Below are 14,657 nucleotides of genomic sequence, written 5' to 3'. Positions count from 1 at the left end.
CCGTATGCGAGGACGACCCGACCACCGCACCGCGAGACGCCGCACCCGGCACCTGACCGGTGGGCTGCTTGCCCTCGGCCTGTTGCTGCTCGCACCCCTGGCCCAGGCGGAACAACGCTTCATCAACATCGGCACCGGCGGCGTCACCGGTGTGTACTACCCGGCCGGCCAGCACCTGTGCCGGCTGTTCAACACCCGCCGCGACAGCCACGGGATGCGCTGCACCGCGGAGAGCACGGGCGGTTCGGTATTCAACCTGAACATGGTGCGTTCCGGCGACATGGACTTCGGCGTGGCCCAGTCGGATCTCCAGTACCACGCCTATCATGGCAGCGGCCGCTTCGAGGCCTTCGGGCCCGCCGACCACCTGCGGGCGATGTTCAGCCTGCACCCCGAGCCACTGACCCTGGTGGTCCGCCCGGATGCGGACATCCAGGGCCTGGACGACCTGCCGGGCAAGCGGGTGAACATCGGCAATCCCGGCTCCGGCCAGCGCACCCTGATGGAACAACTGATGGCGGAGCTCGGCTGGGACCACGACACCTTCCGCCGCGTCGGCGAACTGCCCTCGCGCGAGCAGGCGCAGGCGCTGTGCGACAACCGGATCGACGCCTTCGTCTTCTCGGTCGGGCATCCGTCGGCGGCGATCCAGGAGCCCATCGCCACCTGCGACGCCCGCCTGGTGTCCATCGAGGGCCCGGCGATCGAGGAGCTGATCCGCTCGACGCCCTATTACCTCACGGCCGTGATCCCCGCCGATACCTACCCGGGGCAGGACCAGGACATCCGCACCTACGGCGTGGGCGCGACCCTGGTCACCTCGGACCGCACCTCGAACACGGCCGCCTACGAGCTGACCCGCGCCGTATTCGACAACTTCGAGACCTTCCGCGGCCTGCACCCGGCGTTCAGCGGTCTCGAACGCGAGGGCATGGTGGACGAGGGCCTGTCCGCCCCCATGCACCCCGGCGCACGGCGCTATTTCCGCGAGGCAGGACTGATCGATGACTGAGACTCGACCCCAGGACCCAGCCGCCCCGGATGACCGCCAGGTCGCCGAACTGGAGACCGGCGGCCGCCACCCGGGCCGCGCCACCCGCAGCCTGATCTGGCTCACCGCCGTGGCCTGGTCGCTGTTCCAGATCTGGATCGCCTCGCCGATCGCCGACTGGGTGGACATCTTCGTCGTCTCCGAGACCGAGGCCCGCTCGATCCACCTGGCGTTCGCGATCTTCCTCGGCTATCTGCTGTTCCCGGCGGTCCGCGCCACCGCCCGCGGCAAGGGCTGGCAGCACGCCATCGGTATCCTCTATGCCCTGGGTGGGCTGGCTCTGACTGGACTGGGGCTGTGGCAGTTCCTCGGCCTGGAACGCCTGGGCGAGGTCTACCTGGCGCTCGGCATCGCCCTGGTCGCCGTGGCCTGGCCGCTGCTGCGCGGGAACGACCCCGTGCATCGCGTGCCGCTGGGGGACTGGGTGTTCGCCGCGGTCGCGGCCTTCAGTGCCCTGTACCTCTACCTGTTCCACGAGGCCCTGGCGGCACGTCCCGGCGCCCCCACCGAGCTGGACCTGATCATGGCCGGGATCGGCCTGATCCTGCTGCTCGAGGCGACCCGCCGGGTGCTCGGCCCGGCGCTGACCATCATCGCCGCGATCTTCCTGTTCTATACCTTCGCCGGGCCGCTGATGCCGGACCTGATCGCCCATCGCGGCGCCAGCTACCCGCGCGCGATGGCTCAGCAATGGCTGTCCAACGAGGGGGTGTTCGGCATCGCGCTGGGGGTCTCCACCAGCTTCGTGTTCCTGTTCGTGCTGTTCGGCGCATTGCTGGAACGCGCCGGGGCCGGCGACTACTTCATCCGCGTCGCCTTCGCCCTGCTCGGGCACCTGCGTGGCGGCCCGGCCAAGGCGGCAGTGCTGGCCTCCGGGATGACCGGCGTGGTCTCGGGCTCGTCGATCGCCAACGTGGTCACTACCGGCACCTTCACTGTTCCGCTGATGAAACGGGTGGGCTTCGCCCCGCACAAGGCCGGGGCCGTGGAGGTTGCCAGCTCGGTCAACGGGCAGCTGATGCCGCCAGTGATGGGCGCCGCCGCGTTCCTGATGGTCGAGTACGTCGGCATCCCCTATGTCGAGGTGCTCAAGCACGCCATCCTGCCGGCGCTGATCGCCTATATCGCGCTGATCTACATCGTCCACCTGGAGGCCTGCAAGAACGGCATGGAGGGCCTCCAGCGCGCCACCGTGACGACCTGGCGCGGGCGCCTGATCAGCTTCGCCCTGACCGTGGCCAGCCTGATCATCCTGGCGGGTGCGGTGTACTGGGGACTGGGCTGGATCAAGATCGTCGCCGGGGATGCCGCGGCCTGGATCATCGCCGGCCTGTTGTTCGCCACCTACCTGGTACTGGTCTGGATCGTCGCGCGCGAGCCGGACCCCGAGGCCCTGGATACCGAACGCCCGCTGCCGCGGGTCGCCCCCACGGTCCTGAGCGGGCTGCACTACCTGCTGCCGCTGGTGGTGCTGGTCTGGGCGTTGGTGGTCGAACGCCTGTCGCCGGGGCTGGCGGCGTTCTGGGCGGTGGCATTCATGATCTTCATCGTGCTGACCCAGCGCCCGCTGGTGGCCCTGTTCCGGCGCCAGGGGCATCTCCTGCAAGCCGCGTGGGTCGGGGTCTGGGAACTGTTCCAGGGCTTCGAGACCGGCGCGCGCAACATGATCGGTATCGGCCTGGCCACCGCCGCGGCCGGGATCATCGTCGGCACGGTCGCGATGACCGGCGTCGGGCTGGTGCTGACCGACCTGGTGGATACCCTGTCCGGCGGCAACCTGCTGCTGGTGCTGGTACTGACCGCGGTGATCAGCCTGGTCCTTGGCCTGGGCCTGCCGACCACCGCGAACTACATCATTGTGGCCACCCTGATGGCCCCGATCATCGTCGATCTGGGGGCCCAGCACGACATCCTGATCCCGCTGATCGCGGCCCACCTGTTCGTGTTCTATTTCGGCATCATGGCCGACGTGACGCCACCGGTGGGCCTGGCCTCTTTTGCCGGCGCGGCGATCGCCAAGGCCGACCCGATCCGCACCGGGATCCAGGCCTTCGCCTACAGCCTGCGCACCATCGCGTTGCCGTTCTTCTTCATCTTCAACAGCCAGTTGCTGTTGATCGGGGTGGACAACGTGTTCCAGCTGGCGCTGGTCTTCCTCGGCTCGCTGGCCGGCATCCTCGCCTTTACCGCGGCCACCCAGGGCTGGTTCCTGACCCGCAGCCGCTACTGGGAGTCCGCCGCGTTGATGGCAGTCGCCTTCGTGCTGCTGGTCCCGACCGTGCTGATGGACCGCATCGCGGCTCCCTATCAGCACCAGCCGGCGGAGACCCTGCTCGAGGTCGTCGAGACCATCCCGGACCGCGACTCGCTGCGCCTGGAGGCCACCGGCATCGACCTGGAGGGCCGCGAGATCACCCGCACGGTGATGTTCCCCCTGGGCGACCCCGACCTGGCCCCGCGCGAGCGTCTGGCCGACGCCGGGCTGGACGTCCGCTTCGACCCGGACGACCAGAAAGCACAGATCCAGACGGTCGCTTTCGGCAGCCCGGCCGGCCGCGTAGGGTTGGAGGGTGGCTGGACCATCACCGGCGTACTGGTGCCGACCGAGCGCCCCAGCCCATACTGGTTCTACCTTCCGGCCCTGGCGCTGGGACTGCTGGTAGTCTGGAATCAGCGCCGACGCGCGGAACCGCCGGGGCGCGGCCCTTCCGCCGACACCCCCGCCCTTTCGGCGTAACCACGAACCGCAATCGGAGTACACCGCAATGGAACAACCCAACTACGGCTTCAATGTCATCGTGAAGGGCGGCATCGAGGACGTGATCGCGCAGACCACGGCCGCCCTCGGCGAGGAGGGCTTCGGCATCCTCAGCGATATCGACGTCGCTGCGGCCTTCAAGAAGAAACTGGATCTGGAGCATCGCCCCTACCGCATCCTCGGCGCCTGCAACCCGAACCTTGCACGCCAGGCCGTCGAGGCCGACCCCAACATCGGCCTTCTGCTGCCCTGCAACGTGCTGGTGCAGGACAACGAGAACGGCACCTGCACGGTCGGCTTCATGGACCCGGTCGCGGTCATGGGTCTGGTCGACAAACCCGGTGTCGAAGACCTGGCCGGCGAGGTACGCCATCGTCTGGAGCGCGTGCGCCTGACCCTCGAGACTGGCTAGTCCCCAGCTTCGCGAGCACACCTATGGATACTGGAACCGACCAGTCCGCCGGGCTGGCCGAGCGCATCCGAACGGCCGTCGCCGCCGGGCACCGCCTGGCGATCGCCGGCGGCGGCAGTCAGCGCGCGCGTGCCTTCCCCACGGGCTTCGAACCGGATGTCCAGCCACTGGAGGCCAGCGGCCATCACGGCATCGTCAACCTCGCACCCAGCGAGCTGGTGGTGACCGTGCGCGCCGGCACGCCGGTGATGGAACTGCAGGCCGCGCTGGAAGAGGTGGACATGATGCTGCCCTTCGAACCGGCCATGCCCACGCCGTCCAGCTCCGTGGGCGGCATGGTGGCCCTGGGCCTGTCCGGCGCACGCCGCCCCTGGACCGCCAGCCTGCGCGACGCCGTGCTTGGCACCCGCATCGTCAACGGTCGCGGCGAGATCCTGCGCTTCGGCGGCGAAGTGATGAAGAACGTCGCCGGCTTCGACGTCTCGCGGCTGATGGCCGGCAGCCTCGGCAGCCTGGGCCTGCTGCTGGAGGTCAGCTTCAAGCTGCTGCCCGCCCCCGCCTACCAGGCCTGGCTGCGCCAGGAGAGCTCCGCCGCAGCCTTCATCGAGCAGGCGCGCGACTGGGGCCGAACCGCCCTGCCGTTCTCGGGCCTGGCCTGGGCTGACGGTATCGGCCACATCCGCCTGGGCGGTGGCCAGGAGGCCGTGCAGGAGGCCGCCGAGCGCCTGGGCGCGGCACCGGATATCGACGGCCCGGCCTTCTGGGCGCAACTGCGCGATCGGCACCTGCCCTTCCTCACCCGACCCATGGCCCGCGGCGAGCGCCTGTGGCGTCTGAGCCTGCCGCCCGCCACCCCGCCGCTGGATCTGCCCGGCGAATGGCTGCTCAACTGGGGCGGCGGCGAGCGCTGGCTGCGCTCCACGGCCACCCCGGACGCAGTGCGCGCTGCCACCGAGCAAGCGGGCGGACACGCCCGCCTCTGGTCCGGCGATCCGGCCGGGGCGGCCTGGCTGCACCCCCGCGCACCGGCCCATGCGCGCCTGGAGGGCGAAGTCCGCGCCGCCCTGGACCCTGACGGCGTGTTCTTCGCCCCGCTGATCACCCCTCATCCACGCACCGTGCCGGCGAGCTGAGGCCATGGAAACTCGCCTGCACCCGCGCTTCGAGAATGATCCGGCGGCGCGCATCGCCGAAGACGCCCTGCGTGCCTGCGTGCACTGTGGCTTCTGCAACGCGACTTGCCCCACCTATCAGGAACAGGGTGACGAGCTGGACGGCCCGCGCGGACGCATCTACCAGATCAAGCAGGTCCTGGAGAGCGGCGAGGCCAATACCACCACCCGCACCCACCTGGACCGCTGCCTGACCTGTCTCAACTGCATGACCACCTGCCCCTCCGGGGTCGATTACAACCACCTGGTCGCCTTTGGCCGGGAGGTGATCGAGGAAGACCTCCCGCGCGGCTGGCGCGACCGGCTGCTGCGCACCCTGCTGGTCCGCGCGCTGCCGGCGCGCTGGCCGTTCCGTCTAGCCCTGGGGCTGGGCCGCCTGGCCCGCCCACTGCTGCCCGCCACCCTGAAGCGCCGCGTGCCCGCACGCCACGGTGCCCGGGCCGGTGCAACCAACATTGGCGCGGCGACTCCGGCGGGCTTTCCCCACGGGCGCGTGCTGCTGCTCGGCGGCTGCGTGCACGATGCGATCGACGCCCGCATCAACGCCGCACTCCGGGGCCTGCTCGGGCGCCTTGGCATCGAGGTGGTCGAGGCCGGCGAGGCCCGCTGCTGCGGCGCGGTGGAACACCACCTGGCGTTCGCGGAGCGCACCCGCGAGCGGGTCCGGGCCAACCTCGACGCCTGGGAGTCGATTCTTGCGGACGGGGTGGACGCCGTCGTCAGCACCGCCAGCGGCTGCGGCGTGATGCTGCGCGACTACGCGCACATCCTCGCCGACGACCCGACGTATGCCGCACGCGCCGCCCGCTTCACGGCGCAGGTCCGCGACCCGGTTGAGCTATTCGATATCCAGACCATCCGCAGCCTCGGCATCCGGGCGCCGGCAGATCACCCGCCCGTCGCCTGGCATGCGCCCTGCACCCTGCAGCATGGCCAGGGCCTGGCCGGCCGCGTGGAACCGCTACTGCAGGCCGCCGGCTTCCACCTGGTGCCGGTCGCCGAGCCGCATCTGTGCTGCGGCTCGGCCGGAACCTATTCCATTCTCCAGCCGGCGATGGCGGGCCGTCTGCGCCAGCGCAAGCTGGACAACCTCGAGGCCAGCGGCCCCGCGCGCATCGTGACCGCCAACATCGGCTGCCAGACGCACCTGCAGTACGGGACCGATACGCCGGTCGAGCACTGGCTCACACTGCTCGAACGCCACTGCGGCGCAACTCCCGCCGGTGCGTAGGGGCGCTTGCCCAAGCCCCGACAGCACTCTAGATTCCCCCTTTTCCAATCCGGTAGACGCATCCATGCAGGCAAAATCCTTTCTCCCCCCGCAGCGCACCCTGATGGGCCCCGGCCCCTCCGACGTGAATCCGCGCGTGCTCGCCGCGATGAGCCGCCCGATCATCGGCCATCTGGACCCGGTGTTTGTCGGCATGATGGAGGAGATGAAGGGCCTGCTGCAGTACGCCTTCCAGACCAACAACGCCCTGACCCTGCCGGTCTCCGCCCCCGGTTCCGCCGGCATGGAGACCTGCTTCGTGAACCTGGTCGAACCGGGCGACAAGGTCATCGTCTGCGTCAACGGTGTCTTCGGCACCCGGATGAAGGAGAACGTCGAGCGCTGCGGCGGCACCGCCGTCCTGGTCGAGGACGACTGGGGCGCCCCGGTCTCCCCCGAGAAGGTCGAGGACGCGCTGAAGGGCAACCCGGACGCGAAGATCCTGGCCTTCGTGCACGCCGAGACCTCCACCGGGGCGCGCTCGGATGTCGAGACGCTGTGCCGCCTGGCCCGCGAGCATGACTGCCTGAGCATCGTCGACTCGGTCACCGGCCTCGCCGGCAGCCCGCTGTACGTGGACGACTGGGGCGTGGACGCGATCTACTCCGGCTCGCAGAAGTGTCTGTCCTGCACCCCGGGGCTGTCGCCGGTCAGCTTCAGCGAACGCGCGGTGGAACGCATCCAGGCACGCAGCCACAAGGTGCAGAGCTGGTTCCTCGACCTCAACCTGGTCATGGGCTACTGGGGCGGCGGCGGCAAGCGTGCCTACCACCACACCGCGCCGATCAACGCCCTGTACGCCCTGCACGAATCGCTGGTGATCCTCGCCGAGGAAGGCCTGGAAAACAGCTGGTCGCGCCACGATCGTCATCACGCAGCCCTGCGCGCCGGCCTCGAGGCCATGGGCCTGAGCTTCCTGGTGGACGCCGAGCATCGCCTGCCGCAGCTGAACACCATCCACGTGCCGGAAGGTGTCGACGAAGCCGCGGTGCGTGGCGAACTACTGAACCGCTACGGCCTGGAGATCGGCGCGGGCCTCGGCCCGTACGCCGGCAAGGTCTGGCGCATCGGCCTGATGGGCCATGGCGCCAACGAGAAGAACGTGCTGCTGTGCCTGTCCGCGCTGGAGGCCGTGCTGGCCGACATGGGCGCGGTCACCCCTGGCCGTGCGCTGTCCGCCGCCCGCGCCACCTACGCGCAGCAAGGCTGAACCATTACCGGCCGCCGTCATCGCCCGCAGGCGATGACGGCGCTTCGAGACCCAACGGGAGACCTACCCCATGACGCTAAGTCAACTGCTGCAGTATCTGGACGAACACATGGACGGCGTGTTCCTGGACGGCGACCCCGCCGCGTCACTGGAAAAGGCGCGCAGCGGAGACCACCGCAACCCCATCGCGGCCGAGGTCCTGGTCGCCCTGATGGACGGCGCCGGTTCCGACAGCCCCGACGCCACCATGGAACGGGCCGAGGCGGTCAAGTCCATCGGCCCGACCCGCCTGAAGTACATGGGCGACGACGCCCCGGTCGAGGGCTTCCGCCTGGTGGAAAAGACCATCGTCACCATCGACGCCGCCTACAACGAGGAAGCGCTCGCCCTGCGCGGCTGACACCGCGCCCTGCCCCCGGACACAGCCGGCGGGGCATTTCGTGGGCCATCACCCCGGAAAGGCCTGAATGCCCCGCCATCCCGGCCGGAGTGAAACCCTCCTCGTCATCCCGGCCGGAGCGAAGCTGTCACCGCCCCCCGGCCGGAGCAAACCTCTCCCCGTCATCCCGGCCGCAGCGAAGCGGAGAGCCGGGATCTCCGGGAACGCCCCGGGCCGTTCAACGAGATCCCGGATAACCGCTGCGCGGTTTCCGGGATTACAAAGTGGGTGACGCAGGTTCGCTGTCAGAGCAGGCTGACCAGTCCAAGAACGGTCGCAGCCACCGTTGCGCCGATCAAGGCGCCCATGGCGACATCGCTCGGGTAGTGCAGGGCCAGCACCAGCCGCGAGGCGGCCACCAGCACCGCGAACGGCACGACCAGCCACGCCCACACCGGGAACCAGGCCACCAGGATCACCGTAAACCCCACCGCGTGCATCGTATGGCCGGAGGGGAAACTGAACTCGTCCAGCGGATCCACGGTGCGCGCGAACGGACGACCACGATGGCAGGGACGACGCCGGCTGGTGCGCCGCTTCAGCCACTTGTAGAGCGGCAGCGAGGCCAGCCCCACTACCGCCATCTGCAGACTGACCCAGGCCGCCTGCGGCCCATGGATCAGTGGCAGGGCAAGCATCAGCGCATACCAGATGGCCCCATCGCCCAGGCGACTGATCCAGCCGAAGAACCCGCTGACGGCGCGACGGCGATTGTAGTGATTGAACCGCTGGCAGACCGCCAGCTCGAACTCATCCATCCAGTGCAGGACTCGCATCGCGCGCCTCTCCTAGCAGTTCCAGACAAACCGTTTCGAACTCGGCGACCACCTCGACCCAATCAAGGCCCCGGGCGCACGCCCGGGCGTGGCGCCCCATCTCGCTCCACCCCTCCCGGGCCTGTGCGAGTTCCGCAGCGACCATGAGGAAAGCGGCCGCATCCATGGTGACGTCTCCGGTAAAGCGCACCCGGGCGCCGTTCACGCCGCTGATCACGTGCTCGTGAGCCGCCGCGGTATCGAAGGCCAGCACCGGGAGCCCGCTGGCCATGGCCTCGATCACCACGTTGCCGAAGGTCTCGGAGGTGGATGGGAACAGGAACAGGTCGGCGCTGGCGTAGTGCTGGGCCAGGGCCTGCCCCACCTGCTGCCCGGTAAAGATCAGGTCCGGGTGTGCCCGCTCAAGCGCGACACGGGAGGGTCCGTCGCCTACCAGTACCAGGCGGGCCTCGGGCACGCGCTCCTGCAACACACGAAAGGCCTCCACCACCAGACCCAGATTCTTCTCTGGCGCCAGTCGGCCGACGTACAGGACCACCGGCCCGGGCCCCCATTGCCGACGCAGGCGCGAGGATCGCCGTGCCGGCGTGAAGTGCCGGGTATCCACGCCGCGCGCCATCACCCGCACGCGCTCGAAGCCATGGCCTGCAAGGCTTGTGGCCAGTGCCTGCGTGGGGGCCAGGGTTACGTCGCAGCGATTGTGGAAACGGCGCAGGACGGCCCGCACCAGAGGTGTCAGCCAGCCCACGCCGTAGTAGCGGGCATAGCCATCGAAATGGGTGTGAAACCCCGATGCGACGGGGATCCCGAGGCGCCGTGCCGCGCGCAGGGCCGAGTGGCCAAGCGGCCCTTCGGTCGCGACATACACAGCGTCGGGACGGTGTTCGGTCCACAGCGCCGTCAAGCGCCGGCGAGCCGGCAATCCCATGCGCAAACCGCTGTAGCCCGGAAGCGGCAACCCCGGCAGTGGCCGCTCCTCCATTGAACCGTCCGTCTCCAGCGGGGCCACGACGACGGCCTTCGATTCGCCCGGCTGGCACGGACGCAGCACCTGCACGCGATGGCCGCGGCTGCGCATCCCCTCAACCAGGCGCGCGAGGGTATGGGCCACACCATTGACCTCCGGTGGCCAGGTCTCGGTCACCAGGGCCAGGTTCAGACATGGGCGGGAGGGGCGGCGGGATTCCGTGTGTAGCGGCGACGACATGGTGAACCCCCTCCCCGCCCGCCGCTACGAGGCGCGGGCGCTTGCGCGCCCCGAAGGCGGATCGACCGGCAGGCCGAGCACATCGACAATGGCGCTGCGGGCGCCGTCGGCCAGACTGCGCCGATCCTGGTTGGCGGATTCCAGCGGGGCCAGAAGATGCAGCTCCACGTGCGTCTCGCGCCGACACAACAGCTTCCAGACATTCGAGATCAGGCGATCGTCTTCCGCGTAGGACACCGGCACCGGGCCGTTCGGCATGCCTTCGTAGGCCAGCGCCACCGGCTGTACCGGGTGCTGGGTGCCGGCCACGGCCGCAAACAGTCGCGGGTGGAACCGGCGCACGAACTCGCCACGGCTGGTCGTGCCTTCCGGGAACACCACGAACTGCAGGCCCTCGTCGAGCCCGGCCCGCATCGCCTCGAAGTGGGCCGACGCCTGATTGGCCCCGCGTTCGATGAAGCGGGTGTCATGCTGACGACCGAGCCAGCCGATAATCGGCCAACGTGCGATCTCCGCCTTGGAGAGGAAACAGGTGTCCATCGCGGCGCCGATCAGCGGGATATCCAGCCAGGAGACATGGTTGGCCACCACCAGTGATGTACGCCGGGGTTCCTCGCCATGGATCCGGAGCCGCACCCCCACGATCCACAGCGCGCGGTCGTACCAGGCGCGGCGGATGCGGCTGCGTTCCGCGAAGTCGGCCCCCCGGCGGACCATCCGCCAGGTCAGCCAGACCCCCGCCAGCATGTGCAGCACGATGCGCATCAGCCTACCCAGTGCCCGCAGTGTTCCGGTCATGCTCCGTTCCTCGGCTTGCGGGCGTCATAGCGCCCATGAAGTGCCGATGGTAACGGTCCGGCATGGCGCGCACATCCAGCAGGACAAGCACGTCGGCCACATTGAAATCGGGATCGAAACAGGCCTCGCCGCAGACCCGGGCACCCAGGCGAAGGTAGGCTTTCAGCAACGGCGGCAGCCCGGTACGGCTGGGTGTGCCATGTCAGATGGTCAGGGAATTGGGCAGCGGCCGACGCGGCGTCACCCGCAGACGTGACGGGGCTCGATGGAACAGGCGTAGCCAGGCCAGCTGGGCCGGCGTCTGCTCGCTCAATGGCAGGCTCGCACAGCCCATCAGGTAGTCGTAACGATGGGCGTTCATGAACCGCGCCAGGCCGGTCCACAGCGCGTTGATCGCGGCCCCCTGACGATGATCCGCGCGCACGCAGGTGCGGCCGATCTCCAGGGTCTTCCCCGGGAGATTCATCAACGGGCCCAGTTCGAATTCGGACAGCGAGTAGAAGCCACCGGCCGTGCTGGCGCTCTCCTCGGTGAGGATGCGTGTGCAGGCAACCACCGTACCGGAGCGCCGTTCGCGCACCAGCAGGTGATGACAGAAGGGGTCCAGGGGATCCCGGTCCAGACCGGATCCAGTATCCGGAAGCGCAGCCCCCATCTCGCCAGCGAAGACCTCGTGGCGCAGGCGCTGGGCCGCCTCGAGGTCCGACGGGCTGGACGCGAGGTGGACGCGGTAGGCGGTTTCGTTCGCCGCGATCGGTGTAGCTGGGGACAGCTGCGGTTCGCTCATGGTGGCGACCTCCGGTTGAACTGTCCCGGAGACTACGCCGCGTGGTTGACCGCCCCGTGTAGGAACGATGACGGTCGGATGAACCCGCCGCCGGACCCGTGCCCGAATACGGCACCGTTCGGGGCGGAGGCCCCTGCCCCCGCCCCGCCAGCCCCTGCTACGGCAGCGGGCCCGTGTAGGCGCCGGATTCCACCGGCAGGTCCTCGCCTTCCCAGCTCTTGATACCGCCGGCGATGTTCACCACGTTGGTAAAGCCCATGTCCTGCAGTCGCTGCACGGACATCGCGGCACGGCCGCCGGTTGCGCACATCACGGCCACCGGCTTCTCGCGCGCGTTCACCAGCGCATCGATGCGGTGCGGGGTGTTCGGGTCGGCCGCACCCTCCAGCAGGCCACGCGGAACCAGGATGGAATTCGGCGCGTGCATCTTTTCGAACTCGTAGGGCTCGCGCACATCCACCACCAGCCAGTCCTCGCCGTTCTCCATCTTCTCGGCAAGATCCGCCGGGGCGATCTCCTTCACGTTCTTCCGCGCCTCGGCGACGAAATCCATCAGCTTCTTCTCGCTCATTCGAACATTCCCTTTTGCAATGAATCGGACTACCCCCCGTAGGAGCTTGCTTGCAGGCTCCTACACACGGGCTCTCATTCTACCGTGGGTGCGAGTCCGGGCGATTCAACCCTCGTCGAGCGCACCTTCCAGCGCAACGGGATCGGTCACCGGGGCCGCGCACTGCAACCCGCGACAGACATAGGCCCGCACGCCCGTCTCCGGGGCGGCTTTCTCCGCGAGCGCGGCGGGCAGATCGCCGGCCTGCGCGGGAATCGCGAAGGCCCACACCGGAGCATCCTGCGCCCGCAGTCGCTGCTGCCACGCGGGAAGTTCGTCGGCTGGCCCCCGCAGCACGACCAGGGCCGGCGCCTGGTAATGGATGTCCAGCGCGGTCAGCAGGCTCATGTGGCCCAGTGGCGCCTGCTCGACCATCGGGCCGGCGTTCGCCAGCGTGCGCTCGGCCGCCTCCAGGTAGCGGGGTTCGGACAGCAGGAACCCGAGTTTCTGCAATACCTGAGCGGCGGTCCCGTTGCCGGCCGCCATGGCATCATCGGCATAGACCTTCGGGCGCTGGATCAGTGCCTCGTGATCCCGGGCGGTGAAGAAGAAACCGCCCTGTTCGCGGTCCTCGAATTCCTCCAGCAGGGTGTCGGCCAGCGTGATGGCCCAGGCCAGCAGGTCGCTGTCCCACTCGGCCTCCAGCAGCGCCAGCGTGGCCTCCAGCAACAGGGCGTGATCGTCCAGGTAGGCGCGCGGCATCGCGCCGGTCGCCCCCTCGCGCACGCTGGCGTACAACCGCCCGTCGCGCCACAGACGCTCGCGCACGGCGGTCATCGCCTCGCGTGCCAGGCGCAACCATTCCGGGCGCTCCAGGGCGCGCGCGGCACGCGCCAGGCCCGCGATCATCAGGGCATTCCAGGCGCCCAGGATCTTCTCGTCGCGATGCGGTCGGACCCGGTCCTCGCGTGCCGCGAGCAGGCGTTCGCGGGCACGGTCCAGACGCGTGTTCGCCTCCGCCTCGTCGATCCCCAGCGCATCCGCGACGGTCGCCGCTGGCGCCACCTCGTGCAGATGCCAGCGCCCCTCGAAATTGGCCGGGCCGTTGAGTCCCCAGACCCGGCTGGCGACGGCCCACTCGTCCTCCGTCAGGAGCGCCTGGACCGTCTCCGGGTCCCAGACATAAAAGCGTCCTTCCTCGCCCTCGGAGTCCGCGTCCAGGCTCGAATAAAAGGCCCCGGAGGGATCCCGCATCTCGCGTTCCAGCCAGGCGACCGTCGGCTCCACCACCCGCCGCGCGCGTTCGTCGCCGTGCGCGGCGCGCTCGGCGTACAGCCCCAGCAACGGCCCGTTGTCGTAGAGCATCTTCTCGAAGTGCGGGATCATCCAGCGGGCATCCACCGAGTAGCGGCAGAAGCCACCGCCCACCTGATCGAAGATCCCGCCGGCGGCCATCGCACCCAGGGTACGGGCCAGCATACGCTCCGCCTCGGCATCGCCATGGCGCGCCGAGTGCCAGGCCAGCCACTCGAGCGAGGCTGGGTGCGGGAACTTGGGGGCGTCCCCGAAACCGCCGAACTGCTCGTCGAAGGTCTTCGCCAGTTCGGCGCGCCCCTTGTCGATGACACTGAGGGCCGGGATCGCGCCACCGGCCGGGCTGTAGATCCGCCCCAGTGCCTGCTGCAACGAGTCGTTCTGGCGCTGGATCTCCTCGGGGTGCTCGGCGAGGAAATCGGACACCCGGGTCATCAGGTCCACGAACGATGGCAGGCCGTGGCGCGGGGTGTTCGGGAAGTAGGTCCCGGCAAAAAACGGCACCTGGTCCGGGGTCAGGAAGACGGTCAGCGGCCAGCCTCCGGGGCGCTGCGACAGCAGCATGTGCGCGTTCTGGTAGATGCGGTCGAGGTCCGGGCGCTCCTCGCGGTCCACCTTGATGTTGACGAAGCGTTCGTTCATCACCGCGGCGGTGTCCGAGTGCTCAAAGGACTCGTGCGCCATCACGTGGCACCAGTGGCAGGCAGAGTAGCCAATCGAGAGCAGGATCGGCTTGTCCTCGCGGCGGGCGCGCTCCAGCGCCTCCTCGCCCCAGGGGTACCAGTCCACAGGATTGTCGGCGTGCTGCAGCAGATACGGGCTGCTGGCCCCGGCCAGTCGATTCATCGCGCGGCCTCCTTGCAGGTGGATCGGGCTAGCGGCATACAGGTGCATGCCGGGGCCCGGGCGAGTA

At 69.2% G+C, this 14,657-nt stretch carries 12 protein-coding genes and 1 pseudogene; 7 read left to right on the top strand and 6 right to left on the bottom strand.

Features of this window, described 5'->3' with window-relative positions; genetic code table 11:
* The first annotated feature begins 4 nt into the window (after positions 1–4).
* The 7 genes from D573_RS0107965 to D573_RS0107935 all read left to right on the top strand — a co-directional run bounded on the left by D573_RS0107965 (position 5) and on the right by D573_RS0107935 (position 8,273).
* A complete protein-coding gene (locus tag D573_RS0107965; protein WP_018938459.1) occupies positions 5–1,012 on the top strand; it encodes a TAXI family TRAP transporter solute-binding subunit in 1,008 nt (335 codons plus the stop codon).
* Positions 1,005–3,788, top strand: a complete 2,784-nt coding sequence (locus tag D573_RS0107960) for a TRAP transporter permease (RefSeq protein WP_018939184.1) — start codon at positions 1,005–1,007, stop codon at positions 3,786–3,788. Before D573_RS0107965 ends, D573_RS0107960 begins: the two co-directional genes overlap by 8 nt.
* A 28-nt stretch (positions 3,789–3,816) precedes the next feature.
* A complete protein-coding gene (locus D573_RS0107955) occupies positions 3,817–4,221 on the top strand; it encodes a DUF302 domain-containing protein (RefSeq protein ID WP_018146111.1) in 405 nt (134 codons plus the stop codon).
* A gap of 23 nt (positions 4,222–4,244) precedes the next feature.
* A complete protein-coding gene (glcE, locus tag D573_RS0107950; protein ID WP_018938457.1) occupies positions 4,245–5,354 on the top strand; it encodes a glycolate oxidase subunit GlcE in 1,110 nt (369 codons plus the stop codon).
* Between the two features lie 4 nt (positions 5,355–5,358).
* Positions 5,359–6,624, top strand: a complete 1,266-nt coding sequence (gene glcF / locus D573_RS0107945; protein ID WP_018169391.1) for a glycolate oxidase subunit GlcF — start codon at positions 5,359–5,361, stop codon at positions 6,622–6,624.
* Between the two features lie 64 nt (positions 6,625–6,688).
* Entirely contained in the window at positions 6,689–7,873 is a 1,185-nt protein-coding gene (locus D573_RS0107940) for an alanine--glyoxylate aminotransferase family protein (RefSeq protein ID WP_018938456.1), read from the top strand.
* A 70-nt stretch (positions 7,874–7,943) separates the two neighbouring features.
* Complete coding sequence (locus D573_RS0107935; RefSeq protein ID WP_018169389.1) at positions 7,944–8,273, top strand: hypothetical protein; 330 nt, start codon at positions 7,944–7,946, stop codon at positions 8,271–8,273.
* 284 nt (positions 8,274–8,557) lie between these two features.
* On the opposite strand, the gene D573_RS0107930 is transcribed toward D573_RS0107935, so the two are convergent.
* The 6 genes and pseudogenes from D573_RS0107930 to D573_RS0107905 form a co-directional block, all read right to left on the bottom strand.
* A complete protein-coding gene (locus D573_RS0107930; protein WP_018176389.1) occupies positions 8,558–9,088 on the bottom strand; it encodes a phosphatase PAP2 family protein in 531 nt (176 codons plus the stop codon).
* Positions 9,063–10,295, bottom strand: a complete 1,233-nt coding sequence (locus tag D573_RS0107925) for a glycosyltransferase family 1 protein (protein WP_018938455.1) — start codon at positions 10,293–10,295, stop codon at positions 9,063–9,065. The genes D573_RS0107930 and D573_RS0107925 overlap by 26 nt, the downstream gene beginning before the upstream one ends.
* Before the next feature lie 24 nt (positions 10,296–10,319).
* Positions 10,320–11,060, bottom strand: a complete 741-nt coding sequence (locus D573_RS0107920; RefSeq protein WP_018169386.1) for a 1-acyl-sn-glycerol-3-phosphate acyltransferase — start codon at positions 11,058–11,060, stop codon at positions 10,320–10,322.
* 4 nt (positions 11,061–11,064) lie between these two features.
* Positions 11,065–11,880 (bottom strand): annotated as a pseudogene (locus D573_RS0107915) (GNAT family N-acetyltransferase).
* Between the two features lie 157 nt (positions 11,881–12,037).
* Positions 12,038–12,451, bottom strand: coding sequence for a rhodanese-like domain-containing protein (locus D573_RS0107910; RefSeq protein WP_018146120.1), 414 nt, complete (start codon positions 12,449–12,451; stop codon positions 12,038–12,040).
* Positions 12,452–12,556: 105 nt separating this feature from the next.
* Complete coding sequence (locus tag D573_RS0107905) at positions 12,557–14,590, bottom strand: thioredoxin domain-containing protein (RefSeq protein ID WP_018938453.1); 2,034 nt, start codon at positions 14,588–14,590, stop codon at positions 12,557–12,559.
* Positions 14,591–14,657: the final 67 nt, after the last annotated feature.

This window comes from Thioalkalivibrio sp. AKL9 (genome assembly GCF_000377825.1).
Lineage (GTDB): Bacteria > Pseudomonadota > Gammaproteobacteria > Ectothiorhodospirales > Ectothiorhodospiraceae > Thioalkalivibrio > Thioalkalivibrio versutus.
Note: the sequence above shows the minus strand (reverse complement) of the source record. Positions and strands in the feature narration are given on the sequence as shown.